The organism is Mycobacterium sp. BK086 (assembly GCA_004362315.1).
Taxonomy (GTDB): Bacteria; Actinomycetota; Actinomycetes; order Mycobacteriales; family Mycobacteriaceae; genus Mycobacterium.
Window position 1 is genome coordinate 719,964 of sequence record SNWL01000003.1, and the last position, 21,532, is coordinate 741,495.

Consider the following 21,532-nt stretch of genomic DNA (forward strand, 5'->3'; position numbering starts at 1 on the left):
TGGGGCCCGGCAGCCACTACCGAAGACCGCCCGCGCAGGGAAGCTTCGCTATGACGCGCGGGAACGGGACACGCGGATTGCATGCACCGCACCCGATGTTCGAGCCGGAAAACGGCTCACAACGGCCCCTATGTTACACGGCGTGTTGCGCCGCTCAGCGGCGCAGACCCAGCCGCTCGATCAGCGAGCGGTAGCGCGCGACGTCGAGGTCGGCGACGTACTTGAGCAACCGGCGACGACGGCCGACCAGCAGCAGCAGACCGCGCCGCGAGTGGTGGTCGTGCTTGTGCTGCTTGAGGTGCTCGGTGAGGTCCGAGATGCGCTTGGTCAGCAGCGCCACCTGCGCCTCCGGCGAACCGGTGTCGGTCTCGTGCAGACCGTAGGAGCCCAGGATTTCCTTCTTCTGCTCGGCGGTAAGCGCCACGAAAACATCTCCATCAATCGGTACCGCGAATGAAATCAAGTGGGTGGCCACCGCGGACTGCAGCACACCAGGTTGGCAACTTTAGCAGCGAACACGCCGCGCACTGAAATCGCGGCAGGTCAGCACCTTGACAACATACAACCAATTGGTTGTATGTTGATGGGGTGACCGTAGATCAGGAGGACCGGGCGGACGCGTTGTTCCATGCTCTCGCCGACCGGACCCGGCGCGACATCATGCGTCGGGCGCTGGCCGGGGAGCACTCGGTTTCCGCCCTGGCAGACAAGTACGACATGAGCTTTGCCGCCGTGCAGAAGCACGTCGTCGTACTCGAGAAGGCCGGCCTGCTCACCAAGCGACGGAACGGTCGCGAGCAGTTGGCCAGCGGTGATGTGACGGCCGTGCGCTCGGTGGCCGCCATGCTCACCGAGCTGGAGCAGATCTGGCGCGGTCGCATCGCCCGCATCGACGAACTCATCGCCATCGACGAGAAAGAGACTGAATAAATGCCTGTCACCGACGTCAAGCACGATCTCGAGAACCTGACGCTGACCATCACCGCGGATTTCGCGGCACCGGTGCAGCGGATCTGGCAGGTCTACGCCGACCCGCGCCAGCTGGAGAAGGTGTGGGGACCGCCGACTCATCCCGCGACGTTCGTCGACCACAGCCTGACCCCCGGCAGCCGCGTCACGTATTACATGACCGGCCCGGACGGCGAGAAGTACGCCGGCTACTGGGACATCACGGCCGTCGACGAGCCGACCAGCTTCGCGTTCCGCGACGGGTTCGCCGACGCCGATCTGAACCCGAATCCCGACATGCCGGTCTCGGAGAACACCTACACCTTCACCGAGCACGACGGCGGCACCCGGGCGGTCTACACGGCCAAATTCGCGTCGGCCGAGGGCCTTCAGCAGGTGCTGGACATGGGTGTGGTCGAGGGCTCCACGCTGGCGATCAACCAGATCGACGAGCTGATCGCGTCCTGAGCGTCCTCAGTCCTGTGCCGACAGGATCGTTCGGGCCTTCTCGGTGTCCTTGCCCATCGCCTCGACCAGGTCGTGGACCGAGTCGAATTTGAGCTGGCCACGCAGGCGGGCGACGAAGTCGACGGCGACGTGCTGGCCGTACAGATCGGCGGCGGTGTCCAGGACGAAGGCCTCCACTGTGCGGGTGCGCCCGGAGAACGTCGGGTTGGTGCCCACCGAGACCGCGGCCTGATAGCGCTCCCCCGGTACCACCGAGCCGGTGACCGGCCCGTGGCCCAGCACGGTGAACCAGGCGGCGTAGACGCCGTCGGCCGGGATCGCCGAGTACATCGGCGGGGCGACGTTGGCGGTCGGGAAGCCCAGCACCCGCCCGCGCCCGTCGCCGCGCACCACCACACCTTCGACGCGGTGCGGGCGGCCCAGGGCCTCAGCGGCCGTCACCACATCGCCGGCATCGACGCAGGACCGGATGTAGGTCGACGAGAAGGTGACCGTTTCGCTCTGGTGGTGCTCGGCGACCAGCGACAAGCTCTCGACGGCGAAGCCGAAGCGGTCGCCGGCCTTACGCAACGTGGCGACGTTGCCTGCCGCCTTCTTGCCGAAGGTGAAGTTCTCGCCGACGATCACCTCGACGACGTGCAGGCGCTCCACCAGCAGCTCGTGGATGTAGCGGTCCGGTGTGAGCTTCATGAAATCGGTGGTGAAGGGCACCACCAGGAAGACGTCGATGCCGAGTTCCTCGGCCAGTTCGGCGCGCCGGGCCAGCGTCGTCAGCTGGGCCGGGTGACTACCGGGGAACACCACTTCCATCGGATGCGGGTCGAACGTCATCAGCACCGTCGGCACACCGCGGGACCGGCCGGCCTTCACCGCGCGGGCGATCAGCTCGGCGTGCCCACGATGTACGCCGTCGAATACGCCGATGGTCACCACACATCGGCCCCAGTCCGAGGGGATCTCGTCCTGTCCGCGCCACCGCTCCACGTCGGCAAGCCTACGGCGCGGGGGTGCAGCCGGACGCGCCAGATCCCCAGATCAGGTGATGATTGCCTAAACTTTTGGATGTGAGTCCTGACAACAGCCCGAACCCCGGGGTACGCGACCTGACGACGGTCGCTCAGGACTACCTCAAATGCATCTGGAGCGCCCAGGAATGGTCGCACGAGAAGGTCAGCACCAAGCTGCTGGCCGAGCGCATCGGGGTGTCGGCCAGCACGGCCTCGGAGTCGATCCGCAGGCTGGCCGATCAGGGTCTGGTGGACCACGAGAAGTACGGCGCGGTGACGCTGACCGAGCGGGGCCGCTCCGCCGCGCTGGCGGTGGTCCGCCGGCACCGCCTGCTGGAGACGTTCCTGATGCAGGAGCTCGGCTACGGCTGGGACGAGGTGCACGACGAGGCCGAGATCCTCGAGCACGCCATCAGCGACATGATGCTCGACCGCATCGACGCCAAGCTGGGCTACCCCACTCGCGATCCCCACGGCGACCCCATCCCCTCGTCCGACGGCCAGGTGCCCACACCCCCGGCCCGCCAACTGTCGGCGTGTGTCGACGGCGAACTCGGCACGGTGGCACGGATTTCCGACGCCGACCCCGAGATGCTGCGGTATTTCGACACCGTCGGCATCAGCCTGGACTCCCGCCTTCGGGTCCTCGCGCGGCGCGACTTCGCTGGTGTGATCTCGGTGGCGGTGGAGTCGTCCGATGGCGCAGCAAACACCATCGATCTGGGCAGCCCTGCGGCCCAGGCGATCTGGGTCGTCGGCTGAGACAACCGGCTGGCAAACATTGCCGCCAGGGTGCGGAAATCGCGTGCTCAGCGCCATAATTCCGTAAAATCTGTCCCATCCACGGGAGGGACGGGGCGGATGGCGTGGTTTCCTGTCGACCCGCAGTCGGTGACCGCGGGCTGGCTTAGCAAAATCCTGGATGCAGACGTTCGACACTGCCGGCTCGAGCAGATCGGGATCGGTGTCGGACTGCTCGGGAGACTCTTTCGCGCCCATCTCGAAGGTCCGGATGTTCCGGCTTCGGTCGTGGTCAAGCTCCCGACCCTCGATGAGCGCGCCCGGTCAGAAGTCTGCGAACCGTTGGAGTTCTACCTGCGCGAGGTGCGTTTCTATCGCGACGTCGGGCTGGACAATCCGCTGCCGCCCGCGCGGCCCTACTTCGTGGGGTTCGACGAACTCACCCACGACTTCGTCCTGGTGTTGGAGGACCTGGGCCGGCTCCGGGTGGCCGATCAGACCGTCGGATGCACTGCCGAGGACGCTGAGATCGTGGTCGACGCGATCGCGCGCCACCACGCGCACTGGTGGGACGATGAGCGCCGCTCGACGCTGCCTTGGCTGAGCTCGTACACCGCACCACCGTTCCCCGCTGTCCTGGCGGAGAACTTCGAGGTCGCCTGGCCCCGCTTCCTGGAAAGAGTCGGATCGAGCCTGTCGCCCGACATGCACTCGTTCGGCGAACGATTCCCGTCGCTCGTGCCGTGGTACCTCGACCAGATCATGCGGCCACCCCACACCTTCCTGCATGGCGATCTTCGGCTCGACCAGTTGTTCTTCGCTGTCGAACCTGACGATCCGCCGGTGACCGCGCTGGATTGGCAGGTCACCTGCATGGGCCGCGGCGCCTACGACGTGGGTTACTTCCTGAGTCAGAGCCTAAACATCCACACCAGGCGCAGCTGCGAGGCCGACCTGATCCAGCGGTACGCCCAGCGGCTCGCCGAACACGGAATCAACTATCCCGCAGACGAATTGACGCGGGATTATCGCCTGACGACCGCCTGGTGCTTCGCCTATCCGGTGATCGGCACGGGTCAGGCCGACACCATTACCAACGAACGCCACCTGGCGTTGCTTCGGACGATGGCGATCAATGCTGCGAGTGCGATCGAAGACCATGATGCCCTGTCGCTGAGGCCGGACTAATGGCCGCGTGCGGCTCGTGCGGAAGCGCCAACGAAGCCGATGCCCGATTCTGCGAGAGCTGTGGGAACCCTCTGCAGCGCTCCTGTGGCGCGTGCGGAGTCGTGGCCAGCGCGACCGCGCGATTCTGTCGGTCCTGCGGTGCATCGCTGAATGACCAAGGCGCCCAAGAGGTTGCGAGCCCGACGCGCAAAACCGTGACGGTCATGTTCGCCGACTTGGCCGGCTCGACGGCATTCGAAGAACTCGTCGACCCCGAGACAGCCCGTGAAGTCATCGGTCAGTATCACGAGCTGCTGCGCTCGACCGCCCAGCGCCATCGCGCCGGAGTGACCAAGTACATCGGCGACGGGTTCATGGCGGTCTGGGGCGTGCCCGAGATCGGAGCGGGCGATGCCGGGCACGCCGTCGATGCCGCGGTCGAGCTACAGGAGCGATTCGTCGGGCTGGCCGGCCGCCTGTCGGATGCCCACGGGGTGGACCTGGCGCTGCGTGTCGCCGTGAACACGGGCGAAGTCGTGGTCGGCACCGAGGACGCCGACCTGGTCGGTGACGCGTTGAATGTCGCGGCCAGGCTGGAATCGGAATGTCCGCACGGCCACGTCGTCGTCGGCGAGGAGACCTGGCGCGCGACGCGCGGGCAGCACCGCTACGACCCGCTGGGCGCCGTGCAGGTGAAGGGCCGCAGCGCCGCGGTCCCCGTCTACCAATGGGTCGGGCGGGCCGACGCCGCGGAATCCGTCCCCTTCGTCGGTCGATCCCCCGAATTGGGGCGCCTCCAAGCGGTTTTCGACGCGGTCGCCACCGCTCGTACGGCTCGTCTGGTCACCGTCATCGGCGATCCGGGTGTCGGCAAAACCCGGCTTGCGGCGGAATTCATCGGAGCACTCGGCGACGGAGTGCAGGTGATCCGGGCGCACTGCGCGGTCGAGGGCAGCCCGGCCCTCGCTCCCCTTGTCGACGTATTGCGAACCCGCGATCTCGACGACGACATCTCGGCCACGATCGCCGAGCGAGACCGAATTCTGCGCGATCTCACCGGTATGACGGCCGGTGTCGCGGGCTCCGTCGAAGAGGCATTCTGGGCGCTTCGCCGCTACGTCGAAATCCTTGCCACCCACCGTCCGCTCGTCCTCCTCGTCGACGACATCCAGTGGGCCGACACCCTGCTGCTCGATTTTGTCGAGCACCTCGTCGAGTGGGTGCGGGACGCACCTGTCCTGCTGATCGCACTGGCACGCCCCGAATTGCGGGAGACGAGGCCCGATCTGGTCACTGTGAGCGGCTGGGTCGCCGAGGCACTGCGGCTGCGCGGCCTCGACGCCGACGCCACCGCAGAGCTCGCGGCCCGTGTGCTCGGCAGCGATCAACTGCCTGAGGAACTCCTGGCCCGTCTGCCATCGTCGACGGGCGGCAATCCGCTGTTCGTCCGGGAGCTGGTCGGGATGCTCGTACACGACGGCGTTCTGATCGCGAAACCCGGCGGTTGGAGCCTGACCGTAGACGTCGACGCCGTCTCCGTCCCGCCGACCATCCACGCCCTGCTCGCGTCCCGGCTCGAGCGTCTCGGTTCCACCAACCGGCGGGTACTCGAAGTCGCGTCGGTGATCGGAACCGATTTCTCGCCCAGCGCAGTGGCGGCACTGGCAGGCGTCGGCGTAGCCGAGATCATGTCGGGCCTGAATCGGTTGCGCCGCCTCGACCTTGCCCAGCCGAGCGGCGCGTACGCCGGTGACGAGCCAGTCTGGCGGTTTCATCATGTCCTCATCCGTGACGTCGCCTACCGAAGGCTGCTGAAGGCCGAACGCGCCGAGCTCCACGAGCGCTTGGCGAATTGGGTGCACGCCGGCGGACCCAGTGCGGCGTTCGAATCAGACGAGGTGATTGCGCGCAATCTCGAAGCGGCCCATGGCTACCGGTGCGAGCTCGGTCTGCGCGACGGTCACACCAGCGAGCTCGCCCTGCGCTCTGCGCGCAACTATCTAGCATCGGCCAGGCGTGCACTCGACCGTGACGAGCTGGGTTCGGCGGGCAGCCAGGCGGCGCGGGGCGCATCGCTGGCGACCGCCGACGCGGCGCTGCATGCCGAGCTGCTGATGACCGGCTGTGAGGCGTTGCTGTCCGCCGGCGACGTGGCTGCCGGCGCGCCACTGGTCGACGATCTGGAAAGCGTTGCGGGCCTGGACTTGACGCCATGGGCGACCTGCTATCGGTGCCAGCTCCTGGTGTACACCGATCCCACCCGGCTGCTCGAGGTCGATCAACGGCTGCAAGCAGCGATCGACGAGTTCGAGGGCCGCAACGATGCCGTCGGTCTCGCGAAAGCGCACCGGGTGCGGGCGAGCGCGCGGGCGCGGCTCGGCCGGATCGGGGACTGTGAATCCGACCTGTTCGAGGCACTGATCGCCGCACGTCGAGGTGGGGACCACCGGCAGATCACCGCCGCATTGGGTGCCGCACCCAACGCCGCGCTATGGGGACCGAGTCCGGCGCCGAAGGCAGGAGGCCGGTGTCTGGATGTGGTTCGGATGCAACGCATGACCACCGCGACGCCGTCATTGGAGGCGACGTCGCTGCGTTGTCTGGCGGTACTCGAATTGCTCCGCGGCCGTCCCGACAAGGCACGCACGATGCTGGCCGACGCCCGCCAGATCGTCGCCGACCTGGGTCTGCGGCACGGCCTCATGGAAACAGAGTTGTTCGCCGGAATCATCGAGCTGATGGCAGGCGATGCGGTGGCCGCCGAACCGCATTTCCAGGTCGCGCTCGAAGGACTCGACGCCCTCGGGGTCGGTGCCGACGCCGGCCAGGCGGCAGCACTGCTTGCCAGATCGGTTCTGGCGCAAGGCCGTGTTGACGAGGCCGATAGATATGCCGGGGAAAGCGAACGCATCGCCGGCCACAATCTGAAGACGGCCATCGCCTGGCGTTCGGTGCGGGCCGAAATCCTCTCGGCGTCAGGCGAAGACGACCAAGCCGTCGCGATGGCTAGAGGTGCGGTCACAGTGGCCGAAGGAACCGATCTAGTGCTCGACCATGCCGATGCCTGTCTGGCGCTGAGTCGAGTCCTGACGGCTGCGGGTGACGAACGCGGCGCGGCCGACGCCCGGCGTGACGCCGAAGTGCTCTACGCTGTGAAGGACGCGGTGTTCATGGTCGCCCGAACCGCGGATCCAGCGGCGAGCGGTGCCTCAATCGGATCCGGAGCCCAAACGCCCCCGAGACCGGTAACCGCCAATCGGGCAAGCAGAATCGTCGACCTCGCCCGCCAGGCCATGACGGCCGGCGACCCAGATGCGGTGGTCGCGTTTTACTCCGACCAGATGGTGTACGACGATCGCCGACGACTCAGCGGCGATCCGATCAACAGCGTCGAGGAATTGCGCACCGCCGCGCAACGCATGATCAATCACTACCACCACGTCGAATCGCGAACTGTGGGGGTCCGCGGCGACTCGCTGGTGCTCTACCTCGATACCTGGTCCGATGACTTCGGCAACCGGACAACGACTTTCAACCTCTTCGAGGTGAGAAGCGACGACCTTGTCAGCTACCATGGCAGATTCGACGAGAACGACGGTGATGAAGCCGAGCACGAGCTCGACAAGCGTTACGCCGCCGGCGAAGGCCTCGAGAAACCGGCCCCCAGCCGGCTGGTGCTCGCCAACCGAGCTAGCGCAGTCGGCGATCGCATGATCGCAGCCATGCAGGCCCACGATGTCGACGGCACCATTGCGACCTGGTCCGACCAGTTCGTCTACAACGACCAGCGGCGACTTGGCGGGAGCCCATTGGAAGACGTTGCCGCTCTGCGAGCCGCTATCGAGCGAATATGCGTGCAGTACAGCCACTTCGAAGCTCACAATCTGGCCTTCCGTGGCGACAATGTCTACATGGGCTGGACCTGCTGGTCTGACGACGCCGGCAACGAGTCGAGATACATCGGCGTCTACGAAGTCAATGCCGACGGATTGGTGTGTTACCACAGCCGATTCGACGAGGACGAGTTCTGGCCGGCGTACCGGGACATGGAAACCCGTTACTACATGGGCGAAGGTGCTCAGTTCGCCATCAATGGCCTCCCCGCGGCGGAGTGGGTGATCGGCATCAGCCAGGGTGACATCGATGCCGTCCGACGCGTGTCGGACCCCGAATTCCGTTGGCATGCCCCACCTTCAGCGCTTAAAGAGAAAGTGCGTTCGGTCGATGACATGTTTCGCTGGACGCGGGCCAGGGGAAGCCAAGTCTCGTCTCAACGCCACTGGGTGCCCGCCCTGGTGTGGCTGTCCCCCACCTGCAACGTCGGGCTGGGCGAGATTGAAGGTGTCGGTCCAGACGGCGAAGAGTATCGATGGAACTTACTGTTCGTCTGCGAGTGTCGCGACGGGTTACTGGTATCGACGACAGAGTTCGACACCACCGACGAGGACGCGGCATTTGCCTATGCCGCGTCGCTGGTCGCCGCGCGCCCAAGCCGTTTCGCGGTCACCAACCGTGCTTCCCAGATCAGTGACCGCCTGGCCACGGCACTGGAATCCGGAGACATCGTCGCCGCCGGTGCGCTGTTCTCCGCCAAGGTCGAATACGACGACCGACGCGGCTTGTTCGGCGAGCTTTCCCGAATCGTCGGTTCGACGAGCATACGAAAAACGATCGAAGGCCTCCGCGGCCAGTTCACCCGATTCGACCTGCGCACGTTGGCCGTTCGAGGAGGTCAACTGAGTCTCGCCCAATTTCGTTGGTTCGACGACGCCGGAAACCAGTCGACCGGCCTGGCAGTCGGCGAGATCGATGACAACGATCTCGTCTGCTATCAGGGCTACTTCGACGAGGACGACTTCGACGGCGCCTACTCCGAACTCGAGCGTCGCTACTTCGCGAGCCTTGGCCCATCCCGGGCCGCGCTGCGCGAACCACTGACGGAGCTCGTCCTCGCAGAGAACCGCGGCGACCTGGACAGCACGTTCCGGATCTTCGCGCCAGGTCTGCAGATCGAGAGCCGGTCCCGTTCGGTATTCCCACGACGCACCGTCGCGGAATTGCGCCAGAGCGTCGAATCGCTCAGCGCGATGGTGGAGTCCTACCGGGTGTGGGGCTCGGCGATGTGCTGGGTATCCGACGACGTGTTCGTGTCGCGTCACGAGCGGGAAGCCATCGGGCTCGATGGCCAGCCATTTACCTGGTCTCGGCTCTACGCGGCACGGATGCAAAACGGACTCTTCACCGCGCTGTGCGAATTCGACGTCACGGACGAGGACGCGGCGTTCGCCTACGCCGAGGAACTCGCGCGCACTGGTTCGAGCGGGCTGGCGCTCGCCAACCGTGCCACCGAAGCCGCGGTAAGTGTGGCGCAGGCGGCGGAGGCCCGCGAATTCGACGCGCTGAGCGCGCTCTACTCTGACGAGTTCCACTACGACGACCGTCGCCAACTCAGCGGTGATCCGATCGTCGGATCCAGCGGTCTGCGAGCTGCGTTCGAACGACTGCGGGCGCAGTACACCCGATTCTCGTTGCGCATCTTGGCCGTCCGCGGTGACAACGTGCACCTTGGGCAGACCACGTGGTCGGACGAGGACGGAAACGAGGCGATCAACCTGGCGGTGGGTGAGGTCGATGACGATGGTCGGGCGAAATATCACGCCGTCTTTGAGGAGGACGATTTCGCGGGTGCCTATCGCGAGCTCGAACGCCGTTACTACGCAGGCGAAGGAGCGGCCGCAGCCCATTCGGGACTGACCAACGCCGACTATGTCGCCGCCCTGAACCGGGCCGATTTCGACACGATCTTCACCGAATTGAGCTGGCCCGACCTGCAAATCGAGAACCGTTCACGCTCAGGCTTTCCCGATCGTTCAGCCGCCGAACTCCGCGCCAGCCTCATCGAACTGCAGAAGATGGTCCCCTCCCTGCGATCGTGGTTCTCATCCATCCGCTGGTTGGCGCCGGACCTCTTCGTCGGACGCATGGACCGCGAAGGTCTTGGACACGACGGCGAGCATTTCACCTGGGCACGGATTCTCGTCGGCGTTTACCGTGAGGGACGCCTGGCGCGGCTATGCGATTTCGACGCCGACGACGAGGACGCGGCGTTCGCCTACGCACACGAGTTGCTCTAGAGCGTCGCGGGTCGGATCACCACGACGGGTTTGGTCCGGCCGCCCTTGTCCTCCAGCAACGCGATCACCCGTCCATCGGGATCCGTTGCGGCATAGACACCGTCGATTCCCCCAGCGGTCAGCGGGCGGCCGTGGCTGGTGTCCTCCGCTTCTTCCGGTGTGATATCGCGGCGCGGAAACGCCAGCAGGCACGCCTCGTCGAGGGAGTAACTGAGCTGAGCACTCTCGGCGAGTTCGTCCAGCGACCGGGCATGGTCGAGCCCGTAGCCCCCGACCCGGGTGCGCCGCAACGTGGTCAGGTGTCCCCCGACGCCCAGCCCGTCACCGAGATCGCGCGCCAGGGCCCGGATGTAGGTGCCCGATGAGCAATCCACCTCGACGTCCACATCGATGAAGGGTCCGTCGCGCCGGACGTCGTGCACATCGAATCTGTCGATGCGAACCGTGCGCTCGGCGAGCTGCACATCCTGGCCCTCGCGCACGAGCTGGTAGGCCCGCTTGCCGTCGACCTTGACCGCGCTGACCGACGATGGCCGCTGCGAGATCTCGCCACGCAGGTTCGCAATCCCCGCCTGAATCTGCTCATCGGTCACGTGCTCGGCGGAAATATCCTGCAGCACTTCACCTTCGGCGTCTTCGGTGGATGTCGACCGGCCCAGCCGAATGGTCGCGGCGTACGACTTCGACGTCGCTGTCACCAGGCCGAGGATTTTGGTGGCCCGCTCGATGCCAACCACCAAGACACCGGTGGCCATCGGGTCCAGCGTTCCGGCGTGGCCGACCTTGCGGGTGCCGAAGATCCGCCGGCAGCGGCCGACCACGTCATGGCTCGTCATACCGGCGGGTTTGTCCACCACGACAATTCCAGGTGCCGGGCTCACAGCACGATCGCCGTCAACGCCAGCCCACCACCCACCGACCACCGGCCGGACAGCTCGGTCAGCGGCGGGCCGAAGCGCGCGGCAGGATCGATGAGGATCTTCGAGACGAACGTGCCCGCGAGCCCGGACTCCTCGACACCGAAGGTGATGTGGGCGTCTTCGAACCCCAGCCAGCGCTGCGTCAGCGGAAACCACGCCTTGTAGGTTGCCTCCTTGGCGCAGAACAGGATTCGATCCCAATGCAGGCCGCCCGGCAACGCCCCGATCTCGTGTCGCTCGACGGGCAGGCTGATGGCATTGAGCACCCCGTCGGGCAGCACACCATGCGGTTCGGCGTCGATACCCACCGAACGAACGCTGGTACTGCGCGCCACCACCGCGCCTCGATATCCCTGGGTGTGGGTGAGGCTACCGACCACTCCGTCAGGCCAGCACGGTTCACCCTTGTCGCCCTTGAGGATCGGCACCGGCGGCAGGCCGAGCTTCTGCAGCGCAACCCGAGCGCAGTGCCGGACGGTGATGAACTCGTTGCGCCGTTTGTCCACCGATTTCGCGATCAGCGGCTCTTCTTCGGCCAGCGGCACCAGATCCGGCGGATCGTCGTAGGTCTCGGCGTACACCAGGTCGGCCATCTGCGGGAGCACCGCCGCCATGAGATCGCTCATCCGCGTCGGCTTTGCAGCCGCTCGCGCAGTTTCGCCGACTGCTCCTTCATCTCCTCGGTGATGACGAAATGCCCGCCGAAGTCGTTGAGGTAGCCGGGCGCGTACTGCGGGTCGGGCAGAATCTGGCGCAACCACCGATAAGGCTTGCGGCGCCGCCACTCTCGCGGATAGCCGACTGATACCTCCTCGAAGCGCACACCGTCATACCAGGTGGTCCGCGGAATGTGCAAGTGTCCGTAGACCGAGCAGACAGCGTTGTAGCGGGTGTGCCAGTCGGCGGTCTCCACGGTGCCGCACCACAACGAGAACTCCGGGAAGAACAGCACATCGCACGGTTCGCGGCGCAGCGGGAAATGGTTCACCAACACCGTCGGCTGCATCCAGTCGAGTTCCTCGAGCCGGGCCCTGGTGTGCTTCAGACGATCCCGGCACCACGCGTCGCGGGTGGCGTACGGCTCGCTGGACAACAGGAATTCGTCGGTCGCCACGACGTTGCGCTCGCGGGCGATCGCCAGACCCTCGGCCTTGGTGGCCGCTCCCGCGGGCAGGAATGTGTAGTCGTAGAGCAGGAACATCGGCACGATGGTCGCCGGCCCGCCCTGCTCGGTCCACACCGGAAACGGGTGCTCCGGTGTGACGATGCCCATCTCGTCGCACATGTTGACGAGGTAGTCGTAGCGGGACCGGCCGAACACCTGCACCGGATCCTTGCCGGTGGTCCACAGCTCGTGATTGCCCGGCACCCAGATCACCTTGGCGAAGCGCCGGCGCAGCAGATCCAGCGACCAGCGGATGTCGTCGGTGCGCTCGGCGACGTCACCGGCGACGATCAGCCAGTCGTCCGGCGACGAGGGATACAGCGATTCGGTAACCGGTTTGTTGCCGGTGTGACCCGTATGCAGGTCACTGATCGCCCAGAGCGTGGGTGCCACAACACGCCAGACTACTGGCGCGCGGCCGGTTAGACTGCCAGCGGTCGGGGCTGACCGCTTAGGGGGGAGACATGGCCGCCGCAGTGCGCCTCTCCGTCAGCCTGTTCGCGATCGCCGCCGCCGCGTTGATCACCATCCAGACCGGTCCGCCGACCGGTGCCGGCCCGACGGCAGTACAGCTGCGGTCCACCGACGCCCCGATGACCGACGTGTCGACCACGATCAAGTCCCCGGTCATCGCGCTCACCAATCCCAACCCGTTCGACCCGTGCAACGACATCCCGCTGGACGTCATCGCCGGGCTGGGACTGGAAGCCAGCCCGCCGACGCCGATGGAGAGCGGGCGCTGCCAGTACGACGCAGGCAACTACCAGATGGCCGTCGAACCCATCATCTGGCGCACCTACGCGCAATCCCTGCCACCCGATGCCGTCGAGAGCGAGATCAACGGCCACCGCGCCGCGCAGTTCTGGGTGATGAAACCCACCGATTGGAACAACCGCTGGTGGTTCTCCTGCATGGTGGTGTTCAAGACCAGCTACGGCGTCATCCAGCAGTCGTTGTTCTACTCCCCGATCTACTCCAACCCCGATGTCGACTGCATGCAGGAAAACCTGATGCGGGCCCAGCAGCTCACGCCGTTCTACAAATTCTGAATATCCTGACCGGTGTGCGCAGCCGTCGTGCCCACCGATTCGTCGACCGCGCCTTATCCCGCCACCTGCGGATAGCGCCGCCGACCGTTGACTACCTCGTGCATCGCGCTGTCGGCATCCCGATGCGCGACGGTGCGGTCCTGCGCGCCACCCACTACGCACCGAACCTCGACAAGCCGCTCGGCACCATCCTGGTCCGCGGGCCCTACGGCCGGTCCTTTCCGTTCTCGCTCGTCTACGCGCGCCTGTACGCCGCGCGGGGCTATCACGTCGTGCTGCAGAGCGTGCGCGGCACGTTCGGCTCGGGCGGCGAATTCGTGCCGATGGTCCACGAGGCCGACGACGCCGCCGACACCGTCGTGTGGCTGCGCGAGCAGCCGTGGTTCACCGGCAGCTTCGCCACCGTCGGGCTGTCCTACCTGGGCTTCACCCAGTGGGCCCTGCTGTCTGATCCGCCACCCGAACTGGCCGCCGCGGTGGTCACCGTCGGGCCGCACGACTTCTACGAATCGTCGTGGGGCACCGGGTCGTTCTCGCTCAACGATTTCCTGAGCTGGTCGGACTCGATCGCCCATCAGGAAGAGGCACTGGCGCGGAAGTTGGCGCTCCAAAACCGTGCGGCACGGCGACTGGACCAGGCCATGCACGGCCTCCCCCTGGGCAGTGCGGGCCGGGGGCTGCTCGGGGCGAACTCACCGTGGTATGAGTCGTGGGTCGAGCATCCTCGCGGCGACGACCCGTTCTGGGACGCCATGCGGATGAACTCCGCGCTCGATCGAAGCGATGTGCCGGTGCTGCTGCTCAGCGGCTGGCAAGACCTGTTCCTGGAACAGACCCTTGAGCAGTACCGCCGCCTACGTGACAGAGGCGTTGACGTCGCGATGACAGTCGGGCCGTGGACCCACAGCGAGATGATGACCAAGGCCGGCGGAACTGCCGCCGCGGAGTCGCTGGACTGGCTCGGCACCCACCTGGCGGGGGCGCCCGCGACCAGGCGCAGCCGGGTGCGGGTGTACGTCGCACACCACGGCTGGATCGACATGCCCGATTGGCCACCCGCCACCGGCGAGGGCGTGCTGTACCTGCAGCCCGCAGGCCGGCTGGCCGCGGCGCGCCCACCGGCAGACGCCACGCCGTCGACCTTCCGTTACGACCCCGCCGACCCGACCCCGACGGTGGGCGGCCGATTCCTGACCCAGAACAAGAGCGGCTACCGGGACGACTCCGCACTGGCCCGACGCACCGACGTGCTCAGCTTCACCAGCGGCCCGCTCGACGCCGATCTGTACGTGTTCGGCAGCCCTGTCGTCGAACTGGCCCACGACTCCGATATCGACCACGTCGACCTGTTCGTGCGCATCAGCGAGGTGGATGCGCGTGGGCGCTCCCGAAACGTCAGCGACGGCTACCGGCGGCTGAATCGGCCGGCGCCCGGTCCGGTCCGGGTCGAGCTCGACGCCATCGCACACCGCTTCCCCGCGGGCACTCAGATCCGGGTGCTCATCGCGGGCGGCTCGCACCCCCGCTACGCCCGCAACCTCGGCACCGGCGAACCGGTCCTCACCGGGCAGCGGATGGTCCCGGCGCTGCACACCGTCCGCCACGGCGCCGGCGGGCTGTCGCGGTTGATCCTGCCCGCCTCGGCCGGCCTGCCCTCAGCCGACGGCGGCGCGAACCCGGCCGGCGATCTCGTCTAGCGCAGTGGCGTCATGGACCGGCCGGCCCCGCTGCGCCGTCGCGGGCAGTTGCACCCAGCTGGTGCAGCCCCCGTACTGCGGCTCGCGCGACAGCCGGATCGGCTCGACCAGCGGGGCGGCCTGAACCACGAGCACGGTCAAGTGGTGGCGGGGCCGGAAGTCCAGCCGGTCGGCCCGCACCGAATCCGCGGTCCAGATGTGCAGGTCTTCGATGTCCGCCAGCCCGTCGGCATTCGATACCGCCACGGCGGCAACCACTTTCGCCGCAGCACGGATCACAAGGTGGTCATCGGTGCTGTCGGAGGCTGATCCTGCGAGGAGGTCACGATGCTCGGGGCGCACCCGTTCGGCATGACTGTGCGCGACCGTCGGGAACAACAGGAAGTCCTCGGCCGCCACCGCGAACCGCTTCTCATGGATGCCGCCCTTGCGCAGCAGCACGGTTTGTCGGCCGTCGAGCAGCGCGTGCACGGCGGCGCTCCACTCCTTGAGCGCGGGCGTCACTTCGAGGCAAGCCGCGCGATGACTTCGGGTCGGCGCAGCGGCGGAACGGTCTTCGGCGGCTGACGGCGGGCGGGCAGCTCCGAGAGCAGCCGCGTGGTGATCGTCGCGACCTCGGCCACCGCGGCCTCGAACGCGTCGACATTCGCCTCCGAGGGACGGGTGATTCCGCTGACCTTCCTGATGTACTGGCGGGCGGCCGCGGTGATCTCTTCGTCGGTGGCCGCCGGCTCCAGGCCGCGCAACTCGGTGATGTTTCGGCACATAGCCCCCACGATAGGCGGATCCGCGCGCTGGCTACGGTGTGACGATGACCGGCGACGACATCCTCCTCATCGACACCACCGACCGGATTCGCACGGTCACGCTGAATCGGCCCGGCGCGCGCAACGCGCTGTCGAGCGCACTGCGCAGCCGCTTCTTCAGCGCGCTGCGGGAAGCCGACGCCGACGAGGATGTCGACGTCATCATCGTCACCGGTGCTGACCCGGTGTTCTGCGCGGGTCTGGACCTCAAGGAACTCGGTGACACCACCGAACTTCCCGACATCTCACCGAAGTGGCCGCCGATGACCAAGCCCGTCATCGGGGCGATCAACGGCGCCGCGGTGACCGGCGGCCTGGAACTGGCGCTGTACTGCGACATCCTGATCGCCTCCGAACAGGCCCGCTTCGCCGATACCCACGCCCGCGTCGGGCTGCTGCCGACGTGGGGCCTGAGCGTGCGTCTGCCGCAGAAGGTCGGCGTCGGCATGGCCCGGCGGATGAGCCTGACCGGCGACTACCTGTCGGCCGAGGACGCCCTGCGCGCCGGGCTGGTCACCCAGGTCGTCGCGCACGACGAGCTGCTGCCGGCCGCCCGCGCGGTGGCCGCCGCGATCGTCGGCAACAACCAGAAGGCTGTGCGCGCGCTGCTGGCGTCCTATCACCGCATCGACGAGGACCAGACCGGTTCAGGGCTGTGGATCGAGGCGATGTCGGCCAAGAAGTGGATGGCGCAGACCTCCGGGGATGACATCGCCGCAAGCCGCGCCTCGGTGATCGAGCGCGGCCGCTCGCAGGTGAAATAGGTTCTCGTCACACCGCTTTCGCGGCATCGATGAGGCTCTGCCACTTCACCAGCGTGCCGGCGTCCTTGGCGATGATGTTGCCGATCTGCAGCTCACTCAGCGTCACGCCCGCCAGGGTGTAGCTGCTGTTGTTGCCGACGATGGTGATCACCGTCGAGCCGGACGTGTCGGAGACGTCGAACGCGGTGGCCTGCATCCAGACGAAGTCCAGCGTGTCTTTGGCGGGATCGAAGGTCAGTACCGGGTTGGCGCCCCACGCCCAGCCGATCGTGGTCGACGTGCCGCCGGTCACCGGAGTCGCGCCACCGCCACCGCCACCGCTGGAACTACCCGCCTTCGTGTAGTCGACGACGTTGATCGTGCCGTAGTCGTTGAACACGTTGCTGAAGGCACCCTGGGGATCGCTGAGCCCCGAGGCACCCGTCGTGGCCTGCCCGAGAGTGCCCGGGATGTCGCGCAGGACCTGCCACATCGACAGCATGCCGATGCCCTTGGTACGAGCCCAGTCTTCGAGGGCCTGCGCGTCGGCGACAGTGAAGACCTCGGTGATGACATCGTTGACGCCGAGCATCGGAGTGACGCCGATATTGCTCCAGCCGAACGTCCTTCCTTGTGCGGCATACAGCGCGGCCAGCTGGGCGTAGGTGGACTCCGCGGACTCAATCGCGTAGGCGCCCATGGTCTTTGCGTTCGGTCCGCTGGTGGGCGCGGCGGATTCTCCGTAATCCATGGCCATCACGTTGACGCCGGCGAGTGTGACACCCGCCTTGAGTGCGGTGTCCACCACGTTGACGCCGTCGGCGGTCAGCCCACTCGGCAGGACCGGCAAGGTGTACCAGATCTTCAGGTCTGGCTTGGATTTCTGCAGCAGTGCCAGCGCCTGGGCGTTGAGCGTCACTGACTTCGGGTCGGCCACCGCGGCCCCTTCGATGTCGAAGTCGATCTGGGTGATGCCGTATGTGTCGATCACCGCGGCGTAGGCGTCGGCCAGCTCTTGGGCGCTGCGCCCCTTGGCCGCGTAATCCTGTGCCAGGCTGGTGCCGGCCGCACCGCCGAGCGAAATCATGACGTCGCCGCCGGCGGCCTTGAAGTCGGCGATCGACTTGTTGATCGCGATGGCCTGTTCGTTGGTCGAATTCGGTTCCAGCGCAGCCAATCCCGCCCAGGCGAGGTTGCCGTTCTGGTCGGCCTGCATGAAGCCCAGCGTCACCAGCGACGTGCCGTATGTCTTCGACAGCGCCAGGAGATTCGGCACCGGGTAGGCGCCCATGTCGATATAGGGCGCAAAGAAGCTCTTGCCCCACTGCGCGGTTCCGCCCGGCGTCGTGGCGGTGTCGTCGTTCGTGATCGTGCCGGTTGCGGACGTGTTGACGAGCGTGGCGCCCACCGGATTGGACAGCACGACCGTGAACGTCTCGGTCGGCTCGACTGTCGTGTCGGCCAGGACGTTGACGGTGATCACCTGCGACACCGAGCCGGGGGCGAACGTGACCGTGCCCGAAGCCGCGGTGTAATCCTGACCGGCGGTCGCCGACCCGCCGCCCGTTGTGTAGGCGAGCGTGACCGTCGTCGCCGTGGCTTTGGACAGAGTCACCGTGAACGTCATCGCGGTCGTTCCGCTGTTGCCCTCGGCGACGGTGGCGCCGGCGACGGACACCGTGGGCAGTTGCGGGACGCTGGCGTCGTCATCGTCGGTGATCGTGCCCGTCGCGACGGCCCGGCCGATCTTGGCGCCGAACGCGTCGGACAGTGTCACGGTGAACGTCTCGGCCGGCTCGGCCTTGGTGTCGCCCAGCACGTCCACGTTGATGACCTGCGACGTCACCCCCGGAGCGAAGACCAGCGTGCCCCCGCCGTTCACGTAATCCTGCAGGGCCGTCGCCGACCCGTCGGCCGTCGCCCAGCTCACGGTGACGGTCTTGGTGCTCGCCTTGGACAGCGTCACGGTGAAAGCCGCGCTGGTGGTGCTCCCGCTGCCCTCGACCAGGCTGGTGTCGGTGATCGAGAGGCTGGGCGTGGTCTGCGGACGCAGCAGGTTCTCGATCTCGCGACGGATGAGCGCGAGCGCACCGGTGATCAGTTCGACCGGTGAGGGTGGCAGGCCCTTGATCCCGAACAGCGACAGAAACCCTTTGACGAGATCGGTCGGGGTGACCGCGGCCCTCGCGGTCTGGCGAGCCGGGGTCACCGCCTTCGGCACGGATACAGCGGTGTCGACCGGCTCGGCCTTGGCAACCGAAACCTGAACCGCGGCAGCTGATTCCGTGAGGGCATTCTGAACTGATCCCGTTGAATCCGCCGCTTTGGCCGGCGTTGGGGTTTCGGTGGCCGGCACGCGCGTGTCCGGACGGCTCGCGGCGGCAGGTCGTGAGGTCGACGGCGTGCGGGCGGACCTCTTGGGAGCCTCAGCCTTGCTGCCCGCCGGCGCCTGCGCGGCACGGCGTGACGTCCCGACCGCTGATTTCGATGGTTTCGACGGTTGCGACGCCGAGCCGGTATCCGGGGTGTCAGCTACCGCGATACCCGGGCTGGCGGCGACCGCCATTCCAAGGCTCAGCGCAAACGCGGCGGAACCGACGCGAAATCCAAATGCTGTCGAACTCATGGCACCCCCGTACCTGGATGGTCTGTCAGCAACGCCCAGTATTAACGCACAGAGGAGGGCCGTGGAGCCAACTCAGCAAAAATTCAGATCGAAGTTTCAGGCGCATCCCCTACGCTTGGCCGCATGAATGAGGCGCATGAGGTCTGTGGCAGCGACGAGTGGCGTCAGATCATGCGCGAGCAGATCCTGCCCTGGGTGCTGGGTGGTATCGACCTCGGTGACGACGTCCTGGAGGTGGGGCCCGGCTATGGCGCCGTCACCGATGTGCTGAGCACGGCTCTACCCCGGGTGACGTGTGTGGAGATCGACGAAAAGTTGGCGGCGATGCTCACCGAGCGGTTCGCCGGCGTGCCGTCGGTGCAGATCCTGAACGCCGATGCCACCGCGCTGAACTTCCCCGACGACCGGTTCTCGGGGGCGGCCTGCTTCACGATGCTGCACCACGTGCCCACTGCCGAGCTGCAGGATCGACTGCTGGCCGAGGTCGCCCGCGTACTGCGGCCGGGGGCGACGCTGGTTGCCAGCGACAGCATCGGCAGCGACGAGATGGAAGCCGCACACGAGAGCGACACCTACAACCCGGTCGACCCGGCCCGTCTTGCGGACCGTCTGGTCGCCGCGGGCTTCGCGGACGTCGACGTCCGCACCAACGACTTCGGTTGGGCCGCAACCGCTCACGTGCCCGGTCGCTAGATCTCCCGGTGCTGATCGAGTACCTATCCGGTACCCGACACCAGCCAGCGTCCCGAAAAGGCCCGCCAGCCAACGAAAATCAGCCGCAGCACCATGAACGTGGTCAGGCCCGACCAGATGCCCAGCAGGCCCCAGCCGAACGCCAGTGACAGCCAAATCAGTGGCAGGAAGCCGATCAGCGCGCTGGCCAACGTCGCGGTACGCATGAACGCGGCGTCACCTGCACCCAGCAGCACCCCGTCGAGCGCGAAGACGACACCCGCGATCGGCAGCTGCGCCACCATGAACCACCACGGCACCCCGATCTCGCCGAGCACCGAGCGGTCGTCGGTGAACAACGACGGCAACACCGAGGCGCCGACCGCGAACACGAAAGCCAGCACCGCTGCGGCGATCGTCGAGAAGATCGTCACCCGCCATGCCACCGACTTCGCATGCGTGGTCCGGCCCGCGCCGAGCGCGGCGCCGACCAGCGACTGCGCGGCGATCGCGAGTGAATCCAGCACCAGGGCAAGGAAATTCCACAACTGCAGCACCACCTGGTGGGCGGCCACGGCCGCGGCTCCGAACCGTGCGGCCACCGCGGCGGCCGACACGAAGCAGGCTTGGAACGCCAGCGTCCGCACCACCAGATCGCGGCCCATCACCACCTGCGCCCGCAGCACCGAGGTGTCCAGGCGCAGCGGCACCTTCTCGACCAGCAGCGCGCGGCAGAAGAGCACGGCGGCCAGCCACTGCCCGACCAGGTTGGCGATGGCCGAGCCGGCCAGCTCGAGGCGGGGCAGGCCCAGCCAGCCGTACACCAGCAGCGGGCAGAGCACTGCGGAGACGCCGAAGCCCACCAGCACGTAGCGCAGCGGGCGCACGGTGTCCTGCACGCCGCGCATCCAGCCGTTGCCCGCTGCCGAGATCAGGATGGCCGGTACGCCGAAGATGGCGATCCGCACCCACGGCATCGCGGCGGCCGCGATATCGCCTCCCGACCCACTGCCCGCGATCGCCGACACCAGCGGCACGGCCGCCAGCTGCACCGCGGTCACGATCACCGCACCCATCGCCAGCGCCAGCCAGGTCGCCTGCACGCCCTCCCCGACCGCCGCGACCCGGTTGCCCGCGCCGAAGAACCGCGCCGAGCGGGCCGTCGTGCCGTACGACAGAAACGTGAGCTGCGCGCTGACCACCGAGAGGATGAGACCGCCGATCGCCAGGCCCGCCAGACTCAGCGCACCGAGGCGCCCGACGATCGCGATATCGAACAGCAGATAAATCGGTTCGGCCGCGAGGACGCCCAGTGCGGGAATCGCCAGCCCGGCGATCCGCCTGCCGGTGACCGAAACACTCCCCGGGTCGCTACGCTCCTGCCCGCCG

General features: G+C 67.0%; 18 protein-coding genes and 1 pseudogene. 10 read left to right on the forward strand and 9 right to left on the reverse strand.

The genetic code is table 11. The annotated features are described in order from the left end of the window. Positions 1-154 precede the first annotated feature (154 nt). Entirely contained in the window at positions 155-424 is a 270-nt protein-coding gene (gene rpsO, locus EV580_RS03480; RefSeq protein WP_133689732.1) for a 30S ribosomal protein S15, read from the reverse strand. Between the two features lie 164 nt (positions 425-588). On the opposite strand from rpsO, the gene EV580_RS03485 reads away from it, so the two are divergent. Together EV580_RS03485 and EV580_RS03490 are read left to right on the forward strand one after the other, a co-directional pair. Beyond that, positions 589-930: an ArsR/SmtB family transcription factor gene (locus EV580_RS03485; protein ID WP_183507010.1), complete on the forward strand. Its 342-nt coding sequence runs from the start codon at positions 589-591 to the stop codon at positions 928-930. Further along, entirely contained in the window at positions 931-1,416 is a 486-nt protein-coding gene (locus tag EV580_RS03490) for an SRPBCC family protein (RefSeq protein ID WP_133689734.1), read from the forward strand. A 6-nt stretch (positions 1,417-1,422) separates the two neighbouring features. Here the strand turns inward: EV580_RS03490 and EV580_RS03495 are convergent, their stop codons facing one another. Beyond that, positions 1,423-2,400: a bifunctional riboflavin kinase/FAD synthetase gene (locus EV580_RS03495; RefSeq protein WP_183507012.1), complete on the reverse strand. Its 978-nt coding sequence runs from the start codon at positions 2,398-2,400 to the stop codon at positions 1,423-1,425. Between the two features lie 80 nt (positions 2,401-2,480). On the opposite strand from EV580_RS03495, the gene mntR reads away from it, so the two are divergent. The 4 genes and pseudogenes from mntR (at position 2,481) to EV580_RS03510 (ending at position 10,465) form a co-directional block, all read left to right on the forward strand. Next, a complete protein-coding gene (mntR, locus tag EV580_RS03500) occupies positions 2,481-3,185 on the forward strand; it encodes a manganese-binding transcriptional regulator MntR (protein ID WP_133689736.1) in 705 nt (234 codons plus the stop codon). A 99-nt stretch (positions 3,186-3,284) separates the two neighbouring features. Further along, a complete protein-coding gene (locus EV580_RS03505) occupies positions 3,285-4,352 on the forward strand; it encodes a protein kinase family protein (protein WP_133689737.1) in 1,068 nt (355 codons plus the stop codon). Beyond that, positions 4,352-4,432: pseudogene (locus EV580_RS34605) on the forward strand (zinc-ribbon domain-containing protein); the annotation flags it as partial. The gene EV580_RS03505 and the pseudogene EV580_RS34605, both read left to right, overlap by 1 nt. 123 nt (positions 4,433-4,555) lie before the next feature. Further along, complete coding sequence (locus EV580_RS03510) at positions 4,556-10,465, forward strand: nuclear transport factor 2 family protein (protein WP_502703916.1); 5,910 nt, start codon at positions 4,556-4,558, stop codon at positions 10,463-10,465. Here the strand turns inward: EV580_RS03510 and truB are convergent. From truB to pptH, 3 genes are read right to left on the reverse strand one after another with little or no spacing between them, the layout of a single operon-like run. Then, positions 10,462-11,346, reverse strand: a complete 885-nt coding sequence (gene truB, locus EV580_RS03515) for a tRNA pseudouridine(55) synthase TruB (protein ID WP_133689739.1) — start codon at positions 11,344-11,346, stop codon at positions 10,462-10,464. The two genes, EV580_RS03510 and truB, sit on opposite strands and share 4 nt — an antisense overlap. Beyond that, positions 11,343-12,011, reverse strand: coding sequence for a 4'-phosphopantetheinyl transferase PptT (pptT, locus tag EV580_RS03520; protein ID WP_133689740.1), 669 nt, complete (start codon positions 12,009-12,011; stop codon positions 11,343-11,345). Before pptT ends, truB begins: the two co-directional genes overlap by 4 nt. After that, the gene (gene pptH / locus EV580_RS03525; RefSeq protein WP_133689741.1) at positions 12,008-12,943 is read right to left on the reverse strand and encodes an ACP phosphodiesterase PptH; all 936 of its coding nucleotides are present in this window, start codon (positions 12,941-12,943) and stop codon (positions 12,008-12,010) included. Before pptH ends, pptT begins: the two co-directional genes overlap by 4 nt. 71 nt (positions 12,944-13,014) lie before the next feature. Here pptH and EV580_RS03530 point away from each other — a divergent pair, with 71 nt between their 5' ends. Continuing rightward, positions 13,015-13,599: a DUF3558 domain-containing protein gene (locus tag EV580_RS03530; RefSeq protein WP_133689742.1), complete on the forward strand. Its 585-nt coding sequence runs from the start codon at positions 13,015-13,017 to the stop codon at positions 13,597-13,599. A 5-nt stretch (positions 13,600-13,604) separates the two neighbouring features. Then, positions 13,605-15,296: a CocE/NonD family hydrolase gene (locus EV580_RS03535; RefSeq protein ID WP_166654635.1), complete on the forward strand. Its 1,692-nt coding sequence runs from the start codon at positions 13,605-13,607 to the stop codon at positions 15,294-15,296. Here EV580_RS03535 and EV580_RS03540 read toward each other — a convergent pair. Both EV580_RS03540 and EV580_RS03545 read right to left on the reverse strand, forming a co-directional pair. Continuing rightward, positions 15,255-15,800 (reverse strand): DUF1802 family protein, encoded by a 546-nt coding sequence (locus EV580_RS03540; RefSeq protein ID WP_133689744.1) that lies wholly within the window; start codon positions 15,798-15,800, stop codon positions 15,255-15,257. The two genes, EV580_RS03535 and EV580_RS03540, sit on opposite strands and share 42 nt — an antisense overlap. After that, entirely contained in the window at positions 15,797-16,063 is a 267-nt protein-coding gene (locus EV580_RS03545; protein WP_133689745.1) for a DUF2277 domain-containing protein, read from the reverse strand. The genes EV580_RS03540 and EV580_RS03545 overlap by 4 nt, the downstream gene beginning before the upstream one ends. A gap of 44 nt (positions 16,064-16,107) precedes the next feature. Here EV580_RS03545 and EV580_RS03550 point away from each other — a divergent pair, with 44 nt between their 5' ends. After that, positions 16,108-16,866, forward strand: coding sequence for an enoyl-CoA hydratase (locus EV580_RS03550; protein ID WP_133689746.1), 759 nt, complete (start codon positions 16,108-16,110; stop codon positions 16,864-16,866). Between the two features lie 7 nt (positions 16,867-16,873). On the opposite strand, the gene EV580_RS03555 is transcribed toward EV580_RS03550, so the two are convergent. After that, positions 16,874-19,471: a Calx-beta domain-containing protein gene (locus tag EV580_RS03555; RefSeq protein ID WP_133689747.1), complete on the reverse strand. Its 2,598-nt coding sequence runs from the start codon at positions 19,469-19,471 to the stop codon at positions 16,874-16,876. 123 nt (positions 19,472-19,594) lie between these two features. Here EV580_RS03555 and EV580_RS03560 point away from each other — a divergent pair, with 123 nt between their 5' ends. Continuing rightward, positions 19,595-20,164 (forward strand): class I SAM-dependent methyltransferase, encoded by a 570-nt coding sequence (locus tag EV580_RS03560; RefSeq protein ID WP_133689748.1) that lies wholly within the window; start codon positions 19,595-19,597, stop codon positions 20,162-20,164. Positions 20,165-20,187: 23 nt separating this feature from the next. On the opposite strand, the gene EV580_RS03565 is transcribed toward EV580_RS03560, so the two are convergent. Next, positions 20,188-21,480: an MATE family efflux transporter gene (locus tag EV580_RS03565; protein WP_133691015.1), complete on the reverse strand. Its 1,293-nt coding sequence runs from the start codon at positions 21,478-21,480 to the stop codon at positions 20,188-20,190. Between the last annotated feature and the right edge of the window lie 52 nt (positions 21,481-21,532).